Origin of the sequence: Jeotgalicoccus sp. S0W5 (genome assembly GCF_011634875.1) — a bacterium.
Lineage (GTDB): Bacteria > Bacillota > Bacilli > Staphylococcales > Salinicoccaceae > Jeotgalicoccus > Jeotgalicoccus marinus.
In genome coordinates this window covers 448,687-466,687 of record NZ_SIRQ01000003.1, presented here as the reverse complement: position 1 = coordinate 466,687, position 18,001 = coordinate 448,687, and the positions used below count along the sequence as shown (strand labels likewise).

At 37.2% G+C, this 18,001-nt stretch carries 18 protein-coding genes and 1 riboswitch; of the genes, 12 read left to right on the top strand and 6 right to left on the bottom strand.

Going from position 1 to position 18,001, the window contains the following annotated elements; translation table 11 throughout:
• The first annotated feature begins 82 nt into the window (after nt 1-82).
• Nucleotides 83-439, top strand: a complete 357-nt coding sequence (locus EYB29_RS04705; RefSeq protein WP_026866266.1) for a YflT domain-containing protein — start codon at nt 83-85, stop codon at nt 437-439.
• 54 nt (nt 440-493) lie between these two features.
• Here EYB29_RS04705 and EYB29_RS04700 read toward each other — a convergent pair whose 3' ends face one another.
• Together EYB29_RS04700 and EYB29_RS04695 are read right to left on the bottom strand one after the other, a co-directional pair.
• Nucleotides 494-1,168, bottom strand: a complete 675-nt coding sequence (locus EYB29_RS04700; RefSeq protein WP_166626714.1) for a hypothetical protein — start codon at nt 1,166-1,168, stop codon at nt 494-496.
• Between the two features lie 60 nt (nt 1,169-1,228).
• On the bottom strand, nt 1,229-1,555 hold the full coding sequence (locus tag EYB29_RS04695; protein WP_166626713.1) for a hypothetical protein: 327 nt from the start codon (nt 1,553-1,555) through the stop codon (nt 1,229-1,231).
• Between the two features lie 127 nt (nt 1,556-1,682).
• Here EYB29_RS04695 and pepF point away from each other — a divergent pair, with 127 nt between their 5' ends.
• Nucleotides 1,683-3,488, top strand: coding sequence for an oligoendopeptidase F (gene pepF, locus EYB29_RS04690; RefSeq protein ID WP_166626712.1), 1,806 nt, complete (start codon nt 1,683-1,685; stop codon nt 3,486-3,488).
• Nucleotides 3,489-3,805: 317 nt separating this feature from the next.
• On the opposite strand, the gene EYB29_RS04685 is transcribed toward pepF, so the two are convergent.
• Nucleotides 3,806-4,681: a CvfB family protein gene (locus tag EYB29_RS04685; RefSeq protein ID WP_166626711.1), complete on the bottom strand. Its 876-nt coding sequence runs from the start codon at nt 4,679-4,681 to the stop codon at nt 3,806-3,808.
• A gap of 169 nt (nt 4,682-4,850) precedes the next feature.
• Here EYB29_RS04685 and EYB29_RS04680 point away from each other — a divergent pair, with 169 nt between their 5' ends.
• The 8 genes from EYB29_RS04680 (at nt 4,851) to lysA (ending at nt 13,614) form a co-directional block, all read left to right on the top strand.
• Nucleotides 4,851-6,452 carry an ABC-F family ATP-binding cassette domain-containing protein gene (locus EYB29_RS04680; RefSeq protein WP_026866271.1) on the top strand — a complete coding sequence of 534 codons (1,602 nt, stop codon included), beginning with the start codon at nt 4,851-4,853 and terminating at the stop codon, nt 6,450-6,452.
• Between the two features lie 64 nt (nt 6,453-6,516).
• A riboswitch (Lysine riboswitch) is annotated at nt 6,517-6,698 on the top strand.
• An 84-nt stretch (nt 6,699-6,782) separates the two neighbouring features.
• Nucleotides 6,783-7,760: an aspartate-semialdehyde dehydrogenase gene (locus EYB29_RS04675; RefSeq protein ID WP_166626710.1), complete on the top strand. Its 978-nt coding sequence runs from the start codon at nt 6,783-6,785 to the stop codon at nt 7,758-7,760.
• A gap of 13 nt (nt 7,761-7,773) precedes the next feature.
• Nucleotides 7,774-8,664, top strand: a complete 891-nt coding sequence (dapA, locus tag EYB29_RS04670; RefSeq protein ID WP_166626709.1) for a 4-hydroxy-tetrahydrodipicolinate synthase — start codon at nt 7,774-7,776, stop codon at nt 8,662-8,664.
• Nucleotides 8,661-9,374 (top strand): 4-hydroxy-tetrahydrodipicolinate reductase, encoded by a 714-nt coding sequence (gene dapB, locus EYB29_RS04665; protein WP_166626708.1) that lies wholly within the window; start codon nt 8,661-8,663, stop codon nt 9,372-9,374. The genes dapA and dapB overlap by 4 nt, the downstream gene beginning before the upstream one ends.
• A gap of 14 nt (nt 9,375-9,388) precedes the next feature.
• Entirely contained in the window at nt 9,389-10,102 is a 714-nt protein-coding gene (gene dapD / locus EYB29_RS04660) for a 2,3,4,5-tetrahydropyridine-2,6-dicarboxylate N-acetyltransferase (protein WP_026866275.1), read from the top strand.
• A 1-nt stretch (nt 10,103) separates the two neighbouring features.
• Complete coding sequence (locus tag EYB29_RS04655; RefSeq protein ID WP_166626707.1) at nt 10,104-11,255, top strand: M20 metallopeptidase family protein; 1,152 nt, start codon at nt 10,104-10,106, stop codon at nt 11,253-11,255.
• Nucleotides 11,256-11,273: 18 nt separating this feature from the next.
• Nucleotides 11,274-12,344: an alanine racemase gene (locus EYB29_RS04650; protein WP_166626706.1), complete on the top strand. Its 1,071-nt coding sequence runs from the start codon at nt 11,274-11,276 to the stop codon at nt 12,342-12,344.
• On the top strand, nt 12,334-13,614 hold the full coding sequence (gene lysA, locus EYB29_RS04645; protein ID WP_166626705.1) for a diaminopimelate decarboxylase: 1,281 nt from the start codon (nt 12,334-12,336) through the stop codon (nt 13,612-13,614). The genes EYB29_RS04650 and lysA overlap by 11 nt, the downstream gene beginning before the upstream one ends.
• A gap of 480 nt (nt 13,615-14,094) precedes the next feature.
• On the opposite strand, the gene EYB29_RS04640 is transcribed toward lysA, so the two are convergent.
• From EYB29_RS04640 to EYB29_RS04630, 3 genes are all read right to left on the bottom strand, one after another.
• Entirely contained in the window at nt 14,095-15,156 is a 1,062-nt protein-coding gene (locus EYB29_RS04640; RefSeq protein WP_166626704.1) for a nuclease-related domain-containing protein, read from the bottom strand.
• A gap of 166 nt (nt 15,157-15,322) precedes the next feature.
• Nucleotides 15,323-15,523, bottom strand: a complete 201-nt coding sequence (gene cspA / locus EYB29_RS04635; protein WP_026866280.1) for a cold shock protein CspA — start codon at nt 15,521-15,523, stop codon at nt 15,323-15,325.
• Between the two features lie 108 nt (nt 15,524-15,631).
• Entirely contained in the window at nt 15,632-15,934 is a 303-nt protein-coding gene (locus tag EYB29_RS04630; RefSeq protein WP_166626703.1) for a DUF1033 family protein, read from the bottom strand.
• 123 nt (nt 15,935-16,057) lie between these two features.
• On the opposite strand from EYB29_RS04630, the gene EYB29_RS04625 reads away from it, so the two are divergent.
• Nucleotides 16,058-16,786: a 5-bromo-4-chloroindolyl phosphate hydrolysis family protein gene (locus EYB29_RS04625; protein WP_166626702.1), complete on the top strand. Its 729-nt coding sequence runs from the start codon at nt 16,058-16,060 to the stop codon at nt 16,784-16,786.
• Entirely contained in the window at nt 16,773-17,966 is a 1,194-nt protein-coding gene (locus EYB29_RS04620; RefSeq protein WP_026866283.1) for a toxic anion resistance protein, read from the top strand. Before EYB29_RS04625 ends, EYB29_RS04620 begins: the two co-directional genes overlap by 14 nt.
• The last annotated feature ends 35 nt before the right edge of the window (nt 17,967-18,001 follow it).

Sequence of the window (18,001 nt, the reverse complement as noted above, 5' to 3'; positions counted from 1 at the left end):
CGTGATTATGATGTTTAATATTTTATATTTCGGATAAATAATATATGTAAGATGATTGATTAAATTTTAGGAGGTTTTAAATATGGCACCATTCTTTAAAGTTTATCATGACGATGAAAGAATTCAGGAAGATATCAATATCTTAAAATCAAACAAGATTGATAAAGAAAATATCTATGTATTAACACATGATGACGATCGTACAGATCGTATTGCAAAAAATGCTGAAGCCAATACGATTGGCGCAAAAGAACAAGGTTTAGCTGACGCAGTTAAATCTACTTTTGAAAAACAAGGCGACGAATTAAGAAATAAGTTCGAAAGTATCGGATTTTCTAAAGAAGAAGCATCAGAATATGAAGCAGAATTAGACAAAGGCGCAGTATTCCTAATTGTCACTGAATCATATGGTGTAGACTTAGAAGCACTAATAGGATAAATGTTTAAAGCCATATCCCCTACTTTTTGGGATATGGCTTATCTGATTAAGTTACTATTGTTCTCCTGTGAATCCATTACCTGCTTCAATATCAATCAGCCAATGCCGTTTTAACATAAATGCACGTTCGGTTGCTGCTGTTGCGGCGATAATCGCGACAGCAAAGTTTTCCCAAAGCGACAGAGAAATCGGCGATGTAAAGGTACCAATATTTTCAGCCACCCACGGAATTTCTGTTAGTGTTTCTGTCAACTGTAATACAGTTAATACAAGTGAAACTAACAGGATAATTATTGCTAATATACTGATAAAATTACTGATAACTGGAAACCGCTGATGAAACCCTCTTCTAAATCCTCTTACCGAGTTTTTATCAGGATAGACTGAGAAAATCGCATCTTGATCAGAAACATAATTAATTTTATTGATACCACTCGTACTATTTTTAACTTCGATCATGCCATCATCAACTGGAAATACAGCTGGGAGTTTAGAAAAAGCAATATGTCTTCCTTCTTTATACAGGTCTACAGAAGGTTCTTCTGAAAAATATCTAGATTTTAAGGCGTAGTAAGTCGTGTTCCTATCCGCTTTATAGGTAATTTCTAAGTGAAACAACGAATGCGTAAATATATTCCAAATTTTATAAGGCTTCAAAAGATGACCATCGCCCGCTTTTACTTTCTTCATTTGTTTACGTCGTCGACTTTTTCTAGTAAAACCAAGCATAGGAAACACCCTCTTATAAAATTTCTATACCCACGAAAAATACCCATAAACACTGAATAATCAGCGTTTACGGGCTTTTTCTTCTTCAGATTCTCTCAATACTCTTTCTGCTTCTCTAACCTCTTTAGCTTTTCTTCTATTTCTTTTCGCCACCCACATAGATACTGAAATAACTAACGATAAAACTGCTAGAAACGCTGCATATCCAAGTAGTGGTTGCCATTCTAAGTTAGAATAGAAGTTCGGTAAGATGAAAGCTAAGGCCCCCATCACCACGAAAGTTATAATCGGCATAATATAATATTTTTTTGGTAAAAATCCAACAAGAATACTTAATAAAATAACTGCTAATAAAGAATAAATATAAAACTGTACATCATCTATCATATTATCACCTCTTGTGTTTAATACCCCATTATTTAAAAATCATTCATATTTCATAAGTTATACAATATTCACAATTTTATGTATAATATATAATAGCAACAAAGGAATAATAACGGGAGATGATTTAATGACAGAGTTACAAAACAGAACAGATGTCGATGTGAATTATACTTGGGATTTATCGGTTATCTTTAAAGATGACGAAACTTGCCAGGCTGCCATCGAACAAGCACGTAAACAGATCGACGACTTTCAAAAGAGTCACCAAGGACAAGTGAATACTGTAGACAATGCAATCAAAGCCATTGACGACTACCGACAAATTTTAGAGGCGAATGTATTAATCGGTACATACTCAAACCTACGATTATCGGAAAATCGCGGTGACGAAGCTGCACAAAAACTGGGTGGTTTGACGGGTAACCTCCAAACCGACTTAAGTTCAAAAACGAGCTTCTTAGTCAGTGAATTACTTGAGCAAGATGAATCATTTTTACAAGAAATTGGTCAAACTAAGACAGAATATAAACACTATATAGATGATTTACTACGCTCTAAGCCCTACCAATTAGAAGCCAACGTTGAAAAAGCACTCGCATCTTTCTCTTCTGTATTTGCGGGACCTTATGATTTATATCAAAAAACAAAATTACTAGACATTGATTTTGGTACCTTCACTGCTAATGGTGAGGAATATTCTTTATCTTACCTAGCGTTTGAAGGTGGATTAGAATCCAATCCTGATAAGGAAGTTCGTCGTCAGGCATTCAAAAAATTCTCGGAATCGTTAAGACAATACCAAGAAACGACGGCTGGGACTTATGATATTCACTTAAAACGTGAAAAAGCAGAAGCAGACTTACGTGGTTTTGACTCTGTGATTGATTACTTATTACACAGACAAAAAGTTGATCGTGAATTATACGATAGACAGATTGATACGATTACTGAAAAATTAGCCCCACATATGCGCCGTTATGCGAAGTTACTAAAAGATGTTCACGGCCTAGACACTATGAAATATGAAGACTTAAAGATTCCGTTAGATCCAGAATCAGAGCCAGAGATTAGTGTAGAAGAATCAAGAAAATATATTTTAGATGCCCTTGGTATTATGGGTGAAGATTATACAGATATGATCAACAGAGCCTACGATGAACGTTGGATCGACTTCGTTCAAAATAAAGGGAAATCAACAGGTGCTTTCTGTTCTAGTCCATATGGCAGTCATCCGTACATTTTAATCTCATGGTCTTCTTTAATGGAAGAAGTATTTGTCTTAGCCCATGAATTAGGTCATGCGGGTCACTTCTATAATGCGAACCGTGCACAAAATATTTTTGATACAAGACCATCGATGTACTTTATCGAAGCGCCAAGTACGATGAACGAGATGTTGATGGCCAATCACTTATTGAAGAATTCTGAAGATCCTGCATTTAAACGTTGGATCATCAGTTCAATTATCTCAAGAACTTACTATCATAACTTTGTCACTCACCTACTTGAGGCAGCTTATCAAAGAGAGGTTTATAAGCGTGTTGATAATTATGAGACAGTGACTGCATCGACGCTCAATCAATTAAAACGTGAAGTCATTGAGAAGTTCTGGGGTGAAGATGTTGAAATCACTGAAGGTGCTGAATTGACTTGGATGCGTCAACCACACTACTATATGGGACTTTATCCGTATACTTATTCAGCTGGATTAACAATTGCAACAGAAATGTCCAAACGTATTTTAAACGATGGCCAACCAGCTATTGATGATTGGTTAAATGTGCTTAAGACGGGTGGTAAAGAAGACCCAGTAGAATTAGCGAAGATGGCCGGCATTGATATTACAACTTCTGAACCATTAGAGAATACAATTGCCTATATCGGAGAACTCGTTGATCAATTAGAAGCGTTGACTGAAGAAATCGGTAAATAATTTATAGAGTATGAAATCCTTTGATGGATTTCATACTTTTTTATTATATATGGATTGTTACGTGTCGTCGTGGAATTGACGACGGCACGTAAATGAGAATACGTGCCAATGAGCAGGTCACAATGGCGCAAAAAGAGAAATACGCGCCAATGAGCAGGTCACAATGGCGCAAAAAGAGAAATACGCGCCAATGAGCGGATCACAATGGCGCGAAAAGGCAAATACGTGCCAATGAGCGGATCACAATGGCGCAAAAAGAGAAATACGCGCCAACGAGCAAATCACATTGGCGCGTACGTATTCTCGAATCAATATATTTACTTATCTTTTAAGTGTGTCATGCCGTTAACAAACTCGATGCGTCCTTCTTTCAATAATCCACCTAAAGCGCGTTTGAACTGACCTTTAGATAGGTTGAAGACACGTTTGATGTCTTCGGGTGAACTTTTATCGTTAAATTCCATCATGTCATCATGCATCTGCATGTATTCGACGATACGTTCTCCGTCAGTACCTAGACGTTTATAGGATTTTTCTAGGAAGGAGCCGTTGACTTCACCTTTGTCATTAATGCCAATCAGTCTAAAGGAGACTTCTTGCCCGAGTCGAGGCTCTTGCTCTCTTTCACTCTCGTGAACGAAGACCTTGTAGCCTTCATCCGAAATCAGGAAGGTTCCGACTTTCAGTAAACGGTACGGACGCCCTTTTAACCACTTGTTACCGAGTGATTCATAGTCCTCACGAGTTAATTTCTGGAACTTTTCACTTACTTCTGTTTCAGTAATTAGACGGCCGTACAACTGATCATCTGCCTCAACACGAATCGTCGCATAGACCATATCATCGACAGCTGGCCAAACTTCCTTCATACGTGGTAAGTCAATCCAAGGAATGAGGATTTCACGTGGTGAGCCAATGTCTAAGTATGCCCCATCACGATTGACTTCGCTCACTCGTGCGTAGCCGAATTTGTCGGCTGTAATGCTCGGGATTTTAGGTGTTGCGAAGAGTTCACCTGAACGGTTTGGGTAGATAAAGACCGGTACTTCTTCGTCAATATCATAATCCAAGTCTTCTTCGATTTCTGAACGGTTCATGCGGATATACTTTTCATCTTCAGTTACAAGATGATAGGTCGAGCCTTCTTTTTTGATTACTTTTAAAAATTGTACTGTACCTGATATTTTAGTCATTTTAAGTCCTCATTTATTTCACAAATTGTTTTAAACTATTAAGTTCTATTTTAGCAATAGCCTCATTGGTTTCAAAGGTTAACTATATTCCAATAATATCATATTTATGGTATCATCGCTTATGAATGTAAACTTTTAAAACGAATGTTTAATATAAAGGAGAATGCACATGCTGCAAGTAAGCGACGTGAGTCTGAGATTTGGAGATAGAAAGCTTTTTGAAGATGTAAACATTAAATTCACACCAGGGAATTGCTACGGATTAATCGGTGCAAATGGTGCAGGTAAATCTACATTTCTTAAGGTATTAACTGGTGAAGTTGACTCAGATGGCCACGTGATTTTAGGACAAGACGAACGCATGGCGTTCTTAAGACAGGATCACTTTGGTTATGAAGACACAAGAGTTTTAGACGTTGTCATGATGGGCCATGAGAAATTATGGAATGTTATGAACGAAAAGAATGAAATCTACATGAAACCTGATTTTTCAGATGAGGACGGTATTAGAGCGGCTGAACTTGAAGGAGAATTTGGTGAAATGGGTGGTTGGACTGCAGAAAGTGATGCAGAGTCCCTACTCCACGGCCTTGGAATTCCTCACGACTTAGTTGATAAGAACATGTCCGAACTTGATAATACACAAAAGGTAAAAGTGCTTTTAGCTCAAAGTCTATTCGGTAATCCTGATGTACTGTTACTCGATGAGCCGACCAACGGTTTAGACATTGAAGCGGTACAGTGGTTAGAAGAATTCTTAATCGATTTTGAAAACACTGTAATCGTCGTATCCCACGACCGACACTTCCTAAATAATGTATGTACACATATTGCGGATTTAGACTTTGGTAAGATTAAAGTCTATGTTGGAAACTACGATTTCTGGTATCAATCTAGTCAGATGGCCCTACAAATGGCCCAAGACCAAAATAAGAAAAAAGAAGAAAAGATTAAGGAACTAAAAGACTTCGTTGCTCGGTTCTCTGCCAACGCTTCAAAATCTAAGCAGGCAACCAGCCGTAAGAAGATGCTTGATAAGATTGAACTTGAAGATATTCAACCTTCATCTCGTCGCTATCCATTTGTCAACTTTACTGCAGGTAGAGAAATCGGTAATGAGCTCTTACAAGTTACTGGACTCTCCTACTCTATTGACGGTGAAAAGGTACTTGATAACCTATCATTTACTTTAGCACCTTATAGTAAAGTCATACTAACAGGTGGATCAGAATTACAAAGAACGACCCTACTTCGTATTTTAGCTGGAGAAATTGAGGCTGATGAAGGCGAAGTTCGCTGGGGTGTCACAACATCACAATCTTACTTCCCTAAAGATAATTCTGAGTACTTTGAAGGTGTGGACTTAAGTCTTGTTGAATGGTTGCGTCAGTATGCACCACCAGAAGAACAGACTGAAACATTCTTAAGAGGCTTCTTAGGTCGCATGCTCTTTTCTGGTGAAGAAGCGAAGAAAAAAGCGAGCGTATTATCAGGGGGAGAGAAAGTACGCGCCATGCTCAGTAAGATGATGTTATCTCAAGCTAACGTCATTCTACTTGATGAGCCAACAAACCACTTAGACTTAGAAAGCATTACTGCGGTCAACGATGGCTTGAAGAAATTTAAAGGTTCTATGATCTTTACATCACACGACTTAGAGTTCATAAATACAATTTCAAACACAGTCTTAGACATCTCTGACAACAAGGCAATCGTTAAGGAAATTGGTTATGAAGATTACCTTGTAGAAAAAGGAATTATCAAGAAATAAGAACTTTCTGTTTACTTTGAATATTACCTTATGTATAATGACATCTAACGACAAAAACTAAATATTATTAAGATGAGGCGCATCAATCATGAGTACTCATATACTTAACTTCTGCGAAAGTGTATATGACTAAAGGGTGAGATGCCGAAATGAATGGTAGAAACGCAGCTACCACTCGTTGGATTCGTAGGTTAAGAGCTAAGGATTTGTCATTATTTTCACGGATAATGGAGTGCATCACTTGTATATAAATTTTAAACAAGTCTGGTCACCCAGGCTTGTTTTTTTATTTACATTTTTGATTGTACTTATAAAACTAGGAGGCATGTTATGAAATTAGCAGTAGTTGGTGCAACAGGTGTTGTAGGTACAAAAATGTTAGAAATGATTGAGCAATATGAAATCCCTTTTGATGACTTGGTCTTATTTTCATCCAAGCGTTCAAGTGGTAAAGAAGTTGAGTTTAAAGGACAAACTTACATTGTCGAAGAATTAACGAAAGATAAAACAAAGGATGGCTTTGATTATGTCGTCATGAGTGCAGGTGGGCGGGCGAGTGAAAAGTTCGCCCCACTTTTTGAAGACAATGGCGCAATCATTATCGATAATTCAAGCTTTTGGAGAATGAAGGATGATATCGATCTCATCGTTCCAGAGATTAATGAGCCTAGATTAAATAGAAAGATTATAGCGAACCCGAACTGTTCAACAATTCAATCTGTCATTGCCTTACAACCACTCTACGATATCTTTGGTATCAAGCGTGTCCATTACGCAACTTACCAATCAGTATCTGGTTCAGGTGCAGGTGGCATTAGGGATTTAGAAGAAGGTGCAAAAGGTGAAGCACCGACAACATATCCGAAACCAATATATAACAATGTGATTCCTCAAATTGATGTTTTTTTAGAAGATGGTTATACAAAAGAAGAAGTCAAAATGATTGATGAAACGAAAAAGATTCTTGGAAATGATGATATTCAGGTCACTGCAACTTGTGTGAGAGTACCGGTGATTTCAAGTCACAGTGTTCAGATCAATGTGACTTTAGAAAAGAGAGCAACAGAAGAAGAAGTTAGGAATGCTTTTAGAAACGTACCACACATTGTCTTGATGGATGATCCTAAAAATGGTGTCTACCCTACACCGTTTGAAGCATCCCATCAAAATGAGATTTACGTCGGTCGTATTAGAAAAGACCCAACGCTCGAGAACACCTTCCACGTATGGTGTGTCGGAGACAACTTACTTAAAGGTGCCGCACAAAACACAGTTCAAATTCTTAAAACGCTAATCGATAATAAATAAGGAGCGGATATATATGACCCATATTTTTGAAGGTATTGGTGTTGCAATGACCACCCCATTTTCGAATAATCAAGTGGATTATGAAGCATATAAAAATCATATTGAATTTTTAATCGAGCACAACGCACAAAGTTTAATTATCAATGGTACAACAGGAGAATCCCCTACCCTTTCAGATGATGAAATCAAAGGACTATTAAATACAGCGATTGAAACAGTGAATGGTCGTGTGCCAGTGATTGCAGGGACCGGAACAAACTCTACAGAGCGTTCAATGGCCCTATCGAAATATGCTGAAGAAGCGGGTGCTGACGCAGTCATGTTAATTACGCCTTATTACAATAAGAGTAATCAACGCGGTTTAGTGGCACACTTCACAACGATTGCAGATGCCATTAACATTCCGATTGTCTTATATAATGTGCCGTCCAGAACGAACTTATCAATTGAACCTGAGACGGTACTAGAACTCAGCCAACACAGAAATATTGTCGCTTTAAAAGATGCTGTTGGTGACTTAAACTACACAATCAACGTCTTAAACTTAGTCGATGAAAACTTTGCCCTCTACAGTGGCAACGATGATAATTTCACAGACTTTACAGATCTTGGCGGTAAAGGTTTAATTTCAGTAGTCGGCAATGTGATTCCAAAAGAATTACAAGATGTCTACGAGCGTCAAACCAATAATGACCGTGAAACCGCAAGAGCACGTTTTAAAGATTTAATGCCGGTCATCAATGCTGTACAAGTAGACGTCAACCCAATCCCAGTTAAAGCACTCACAGCAGAACTTGGTTTTGGTCAATATGAACTAAGACTTCCACTCTTACCATTAGATGAAGCAGTTAGACAGACTGTTGTTGATGTTTATCAAAGTTACAAAGAAGGTGTCAGAGTATGAAGATACTCTTGATTGGTTACGGGACGATGAATCAAATTGTTAGTCGTCTCGCTAAGGAAAAGGGACATGAGATTGTCGGTGTGATTTCATCATCGACAGATATCTACCCTAATTTTACGAGTATTGATGAAGCGGGTGCAGATGTTGCAATTGATTTTTCAAATCCTGAAAGATTGATTCCTTTGATTTCAGAAGACTTTAAAACACCACTCGTCGTTGCAACGACAGGATCTAAAGAAGAGATTGTCAGCTTACTAAAAAAGAGAGCTGAATCGTCTCCTGTGTTCTTTAGTGCCAATATGAGTTATGGTGTAAATGTCTTAAATAATTTACTTAAAAAAGCCTTAAGTGAATTGAGTGACTATGATCTAGAATTAGTTGAGCGGCACCATAATAAAAAGGTCGACGCGCCGAGTGGTACTTTAGTTAAACTGTTAGATACAGCACTTGAAGAAAGACCTGGGAGCTATCCAGTTTACGATCGATCCAGTGCTAGATCACCACGCAGTAAAGAAGAGATTGGAGTTAGTGCCATTCGCGGTGGTACGATTGTCGGTACCCATGACGCAATATTTGCAGGTCATGATGAGGTTATTGAACTGAGACACACCGCCCAGTCAAAAGATATCTTTGCAAACGGTGCAATCAAGGCAGCAGAGGCTTTGATTCATAAAGAAAATGGATTTTATAACTACAACAATTTATTTTAAGGAGAAATTTAAACATGGAGAAATTTACAGCAGAAGAACTTATTAATTACATTTCAGAGGCAGAAAAAGAAACACCTTTAAAGATATATATCAATGGAGATTTTTCTGATGTCACTTTTGATGCGTCATTTAAAGTATTTGGTACGAATGAATCTAAAACAATTTTTGCCGACTCAAAAGATTGGCAAGCCTTTTACCCTTCAATTGAAGACAAGGTAACGGACATTGTCGTAGAACAAGATCGTCGTAACTCAGCGATTCCACTCATGGACCTAACGAATACAAATGCACGTATTGAACCCGGTGCTTTCATTCGTGAACATGCAGTCATCGAAGATGGTGCGGTAGTCATGATGGGTGCTTCTATTAATATTGGTGCCATCGTTGGTGAGGGTACAATGATTGATATGAACGCTGTTTTAGGTGGCCGTGCGACGACAGGTAAAAATGTTCACGTCGGTGCTGGAGCAGTACTTGCTGGGGTGATTGAACCACCAAGTGCCTCACCTGTTGTCATTGAAGATGATGTATTAATCGGTGCGAACGCTGTAATTTTAGAAGGTGTTACAGTCGGACAAGGCTCAATTGTTGCAGCTGGTGCAATCGTGACTGAAGATGTACCTGCAGGTTCGGTTGTTGCAGGCACACCGGCAAAGGTCATCAAACAAGCAAGTGAAGTGACTGACTCTAAAAAAGAAATCGTTCAAGCACTTAGAAAGTTGAAATAAGATGACGATAGTATCAAATGAAGAATTAGAGTTTGTTATTAAACATAGAAGACATTTACATCAACACCCTGAGCTAAGTATGGAAGAGTTCAAGACGACAGAATATGTTATCAGTGTTCTTGAGGCACTTGATGTGCCCTACTACCGAGTGCTAGAGACCGGTGTGATTGCTGAGTTAAAAGGAAATAGTGATAAAATCCTTGGTTTTAGAGCTGATATAGATGCCCTACCGATTCAAGAAGTCAATGAAGTTTCTTATAAGAGCACAGTTGATAATGTAATGCATGCATGTGGCCATGATGGTCACACGACTGCCCTCTTACTCTTTATAAAGCGGATGAAGAAAGTGTTTGATCAAGGGGAATTAAAACACAATTGCGTCTTTATTTTTCAACCGAGTGAAGAAAGTAACGCAGGTGCAAATCTTTTACTTAAGGCATGGGAGAATAGACCGGAATTTGATGCAATATTTGGCATTCATTTAATGCCAGATGAACTAGAAGGTACAGCGCACTATAGGGATGAAGAATTAACTGCGAGTGCGAATGAGTTCCACTTTACAGTTGATGGTACAAGTGCGCACGTGGCTCAAAAACATCAAGGGCGTTCTGCACTTGAGGCAATCATTAAAATTGCCAATGAAGTTTCAAATATTCAACAGTTCCACCTGGATGGTTTAAATAGAAATATTGTACACATGGGTGAACTACAAGCAGGAGAAGCAATTAATACAGTACCAGCTAAAGCTTCTCTTAGAGGAACAATACGTACTTATGAAGAAGCGGATTTAAGTCAGATTAAAACACAGATGGCTAAAATAAAAGAAGCTTCTGAGCTACTCTACGGTGTGAGAACAGATTTAGCATATAATAGTGGGTATCCTGCGGTAAAAAATAATGGAAGTCTTAAAGGTTTAGTAGAAAAATCCTTATCGTCAATCGGCATGGAAGTGAATGACATGGAAAAACCTTACTTATTCGGTGAAGATTTTTCATTCTACGGAGAAATCGCACCGGCGTATTTTGTTTTTATCGGTTCGAGAAATATCGATCAAGGTTTCGTTACAGGACTACACACCAATACTTTTAACTTTGATGAACGTGTCCTCATTGATGTAGCGAACTACTATGAAGCAATTTTAAATCACTATTAACGGTCAGGAGTGGCGAATATGGGCGGCGTATTTCAAGTCGATCAAGCTGAATTTATTGAACAAGCAAAACAATTTCAGCTAGAGGGTCAAACGATTGCAGTTGTAAAAAATAATGCATATAACTATGGTTTAGACTTCACGGTAAAGGCCTTTGCCATAGCAGGCATAGATTATTTTGCAACGACTTCAATTGAAGATGCAATTTATATCAGAAAAATTTGTGGGCAGAAGGTTAATATCTTTCTCCTAAACCCGACAACTGATTTTAAACAGGTCAAACAGCATCGACTTGAGATTACCCTACCTTCTCTTGACTATTATATGTCCTATAAGCATGACTTAGTGGACATTGACTTACATATTGAATTCGAGGGATTATTTAAGCGCTCAGGATTCGCTAAAATCAGTGAAGTTGAAGCATTGTTAAACGATGCAAAGTCTGAAGATATTGACTTAAATATTAAAGGACTATGGACACATTTCGGTTATGCTGATGAATTTGATGGTGTATATGAAAAAGAAAGACAGCTATGGCTGGATTTTGTAGAAGGTGTTTTTGAACTCGGGATTCATCCATCCGTTGTTCATTCACAAAATAGCGCGTCATATATGCGTGATGGTCTGTTTAATAATCATAGTCATGTTCGATTAGGTATAGGCTTATATGGTTCTAAACCATTTAAATCATTAGACAGTAAAGACTTCATTCAAAGTGTGTCTGTCACTGCCCCAATTGTCCAAATTAGGCAATTAAGAGCGGGTGAATCACTTGGCTATAGTAAAGCATTTACGGCGACTGAAGATTGTAAGGTCGCTATTGTTGATATCGGCTATGGTGATGGTATTTTAAGAGAAAGAATTAAACATGGCTGTGAAATTGGTGGTCGGTCTTATGAAATTGTTGCCTTGATGATGAGCCACATGGCAGTCTTGGTTGATGATCACGTTAAGATGCACATGCCGGTTTACTTATATGGTAAGAGCCAAAGAATCGACCACTTTACAGCACTAGGAGTCGGTGCAAACTCAGAACAACTCGGTGCTTTTAATTACAACTCGATGAGGAGAGAAATTGTTTATGACGACTGAATACGAAAACGGACAATTAATGATGCGAGGCCATAAAATCGCAGACCTTGCAAAGGAATATGGTACGCCGTTAATAATCTACGATGAAGATAAAATGACTTCAATTATGAATCAATATCATCAAATTTTTAAAAGTCATCAAGTCCCCTACTCAATTTCCTATGCCTCTAAAGCATTTTCAAGCATTCAGATGATCAAAATCCTAAAGCGTCAAGAAATGGAATTGGACGTTGTATCAGTTGGAGAACTCTATACTGCGCTAGAGGCAGGTTTTCCAGTAGAAGATATTCACTTTCATGGTAATAACAAGACGCCATTTGAAATCGACTATGCGATTAAAGCTGGTGTACGATTTTTCATTATCGATGCGATAGATGAAATTGGCTTGATTAATGAGCTGGCTAAAGACCTATCTGAAACCGACCGAATCAATGTCTTAATTCGTATCAATCCAAGTGTTGAAGTCAATACACATGAGTATATTTCAACCGGCCAAGAAGACAGTAAATTTGGCCTGTCCTTATCGAACGGTGCAGCTAAAACGGCGATTGATTTGATTCAGCAAAGTGAGCATTTAAGCTTTAAAGGTATACACTACCATCTAGGCTCACAGCTGTCAGAGAGTAGACCGTTCATTAATGCGATTACCAATGTCTTTACTTGGCTAGATGAAGAGGATATTAATATTGAAGTCTTAAATATGGGCGGCGGTTACGGTGTGAAATACACACAAGATGATGTGCGTTTTCCGATAGAGTCCGGATTTGATGAGATATTAACGCATTTAAAAGAAACTTTGGAAGCTTCTAATCGTCCAGTGCCTCACTTAATGATAGAACCAGGTCGTTCTATTACCGCAGAAGCTGGGCTTACAGTATATGAAGTGGGTACTATAAAAAATATCCATGGTATTAGTAAGTACGTATCCATCGATGGAGGTATGAGTGATCATATTCGTACTCCACTTTACGGTGCAGAATATGAAGTCATTCCAGTAAAACTTAGCGATGATAATGCACAAGTCTCAACACATGTCGTCGGTAAATTATGTGAATCCGGTGATGTTATTGGTAAGCACAAGATGTTACCGCACGACTTAAAACGTGGGGATTTCCTGGCCGTTAAGTCAACAGGTGCCTATCATTACTCCATGGCTTCGAACTATAATCAAATGCAAAAACCAGCAGTGATTTTTGTTAGCGATTCAGGTGTTCGAGAAGTCATTAGACGTCAAAGTTTACCACAGTTAATAGAAAATGATGTGCGATGATGTCACACCTCCAAATTGTTAAATTTGGAGGTGTTTTTCTGAGAACACTGAAGATTTGTTGAACAAATACGATCTCGCCTTTCGTATCATCATGAGCATACTACTCGTATACTCTGCGATTAGTATATTCTCGTGAATTATGGGTGGATTGCTTGGGTTAGTGTTGTTGGAATGGTGATGAGATATCGACATACTCATTCTATTGAGCTGGAATAGTGATGAAATATGGACATTCCCATTCTATTGAGCTGGAATAGTGATGAAATATGGACATTCCCATTCTATTGATTTGGAATGGTGATGAGATATGGACATTCCCATTCTATTGAGTTGGAATGGTGATGAGTTATCGTCATCACCATCCACATGAGTCAGAATGGTGATGAATTATCGACATCACCATCCACATGAGTCAGAACAGTGATGAGGGTCTGTCATCACCATCCAATCAACTTTCTCACTACTTTTCAGTTAATTCATCTATTTAATATGGTTTTTATACCTAATATTAAAGTTGGGTGATTGAGTTGCCATATCAAAATTAAAGTATTTTAAGGTATAAGTGCTATGATTACCCTTTTTGTTTTGGAAACAATGCTCTAAAAGTACCCGCCTTACTACATCTGCGGAAATTTCATAATCAATAAAGGCCATCAAATCGTTTCTGGTCATTTCTTCTTTGTAGAACAAGAATTTATAGTCGCTCATTGCTCTCAGAAGATGCGTTTCATTACTTTCAATTGACCCACACTTATTACAGACAAGATGAAATCTTTTTCTATTTAAGTTAAAGTGACCACATGATCCGCAGTAAAGACCGATTTTTATGCGGGTTTTATCAGTTGAAGGGTTGAAATATGGATTTTCTACTGTATATTGGCTGAGCAAACGAGAAATGTAGTCAGCCTTATTCCCTAAACGCTGGCTTGAACGATTGAGCTGTCGGAAGTATTCACGCATGCCAGAGCGTAAAATAATCTTATTACAGTTTGAAGAATCATCGGTCCGTAGCACTAACGAGTCGTTAGGAAATACCAACTTCCCACTTATATTAAAATCACTCTGCCCTGAATTTCTTAGATCCATTAATTTTCCTAGTGACCGGTTGAGTTGACTAAAAGCATCGTTTGGCAATTGATAGTTATTATTGAACCAAGTGCCATTTTCAATTGTGTAATTCCCAGTAAAATTTTTAACTTCGTTACTAATAATGCCTTGGTCAGTGATGATAAGCGTGTCGTACTGGGTACAAGAATTACCAATCTGAAGATAAAGATCTCGGTATATGTACAAGTAATCATGACCCATACGGTCAAAAATCCTGTCATACAGGCACTCACCTTCATAACCCTTTATAGCATTTTTGTATTTAAAATCCTCACTTTTCGTTAATTTAACACGTCGATTCAAGGCTTCATAATGTAGTAATTCATGGGGTTTATTTCTACTATTTATAAAAATTGCTATCCCTCCTAAAAGTCCATCTACTCTATATATACAAAAAAAAAGCAGCTTTTCTTTTTTTCGGACAAGTTTATACAAATTTTATAAAATTGCTTAAGTTTTCACCTCTCTTAACCGATAAAAGTTAAATTTCCCCAAAAATTTATTTCAATAAGTCTTACTTAAGTAAATAAGCACAAAAAAATAGGACCCCAATAACTGGGATCCTGTAGTTTACAAATTATTCTAATGAATCAATTTATAATTATAGTTTAGCAACGTTAGCAGCTTGTGGACCGCGGTCGCCTTCAACTACTTCAAATTCTACTTCTTGACCTTCTTCAAGTGATTTGTAACCTTCTTGGTTAATAGCTGAGAAGTGTACGAATACATCGTTTTCGCCTTCAACTTCGATGAAGCCGAAACCTTTTTCTGCGTTAAACCATTTTACTGTACCTTGTTTCATTAATAAAATCCTCCAAAAGACGTTAATTATCAATAAGCATAACTTACTGATAATTCATATTATACAAGAAGGATTGTTATATTGCAATCTCATTTTCAGGACTTTTCTTTAATTGTCTTCATAGTTGAAAAATTCATTATTTTTAGTCATCAATGGCGTATAGTAAATTTGCATATCTTCTTCGCAGTCTTCGCAATACTCTATATCACAAGCATTGAAAAAAGCAATAATATTATATTTTCCTGTTATATGGCTATTATACTTTTGTTTCATCTCGTCGATGATTGTATTGTATGTGTGCAAGAGATTATTTAAGTCAGTCGCCTGATACCGTTTGATGATATCTTCTTGCCAACCATCAAATAGCCACCAACCTTCATAATCAGCCTTTATGATTACAACTTCATACATGTTTAAAACTCCATTTCACTAGCCTATCGTTGAAATCATTATAAACGCGAATAATTAGCATTATCAAGCATTACGCTTTATAATTGTAATAAATAGCCACATTTTATTAAGGAGTTTTGAACGATGAAAGGTAACTATTCTCATTTCATTGCTTCTGTGATCGCCGTACCTATAGGACTGATTACCTGGGTACTCTCCTCAAACATATTTGACATTCATATGTTTCTCGATGTAGTGCTAGGTATAGGTGGTTTTGGTGCATCCTACCTCCCCTCACATCGAATCGCTCACAATAAGCATTTAGAAGAAATAAACTTAACGAATAGTGAATATAAATATATCAAGAGCCAGTTACATCAGGTTGATGAACAGATGAAAAGGCTGAGATCCAGCTATATGAATATTCGTTCGATCAAAGATGCAAAATTAATTTTTGAAATCAATAGAATAATTAAAACAATCATATCTTCAGTTGAAGAAGAGCCTCGGAAGTTTTATCGAGGTCAACAGTTCTTTCACTCTAACTTAGAGTCTGCAGTTAATACGATTGAAAAGTATTTATATTTATATAAGATGCCGGGTAAATCTAAAAATGAACGTATCCAATTACATGAAACCCGCCTTTCGCTATTAGAGCTGAAAAGAACTTTACAATCGAATTTATCTTACATGAATCAAGCGAGTTATAATGATCTCGATATAGAAAGAGAAATTATTAGAAGAAATGCATCGAGATCAAAAAAACGCCACGCAATGTTAGGTAACAAGCTTGATAAAGAAAAAGTAAATCTAAAACGTGAAGAAAAAGAAGATGAAATACTATATCGAGGTGAACAGAATGACGGAAGATAACTTAAAAAATGAACTATTAAAAGACCCATTTAAAAGTATAAATGAACCTGGTGAACAGGATGACTTCGTACTCCAAAAGGAAGTTCAACCAGAGACAAATAGTCAATCTAATTCAGTACTGACGACTTTTCAAGATCAGTTCTCAGAAGAGGATTTAAAGACAATCAAAGACATCAAAAACAAGATTCAACCGCTTGATAACGATGCCTTGATTACTTACGGTGCGAATGCACAGCAGGCAATGTCTAAGTTCTCTCACCAAATGTTAAATGAGGTTCAATCAAAAGATGTTGGGCCGATCGGTGATACGCTTGAAGATTTGATGAAGAAGCTTAAAGAGATTGACCCTGAAGAGTTAACGAATGAAAAAAGTAACATCTTTAAGCGTATGTTCGGTAAAGTCAAACGCTCAGTCAATGAGATGATCTCAAAACACCAAAGTATTGCTTCACAAGTAGATCGTATCTCAATCCAACTTGAACATGCTAAAGAAGTATTGGTTAAAGATGTGAACATGTTAGATGGTCTTTATAACCAAAACAAAGATTACTTTGATGCCATTAATATTTATATTGCAGCGGCTGAACTTAAAAAAGAAGAGCTTGAAAATGAAGAGCTACCAAGACTTAAAAAGAAAGCAAATGAATCGAATAACCAGATGGATGTTCAAGATGTGAATGATATGATGCAGTATGTAAATCGTCTTGAAAAACGTATACACGATTTAAAACTGTCTAGACAAATCACATTACAATCTGCACCTCAAATTCGTATGATTCAAAATATTAATCAGACCTTAGCGGAGAAAATTCAGAGTTCAATTTTGACTTCTATTCCATTATGGAAGAATCAAATGGCGATTGCCCTGACCCTACTTCGTCAAGAATCGGCATCTAAGGCACAACAAGAAGTGACGAATACAACCAATGACTTATTAACGAAGAATAGCGAAATGCTTAGACAAAATTCACTGAGAACAGCAACTGAAAATGAACGTGGTATTGTAGATATTGAGACATTGAAACTGACTCAGGAGAATCTTGTATCCACAATTGAAGAAACATTAAAAATTCAGTCCGAAGGTTCACAGAAGCGTAAATCAGCTGAGGCTGAACTTGTAACAATGGAAAAAGAATTGAAGGAACGACTCTTACAATTAAAAGATGAATATAGATATTAATTAATAACTATAATAATCGACACAAAAATGGGAGC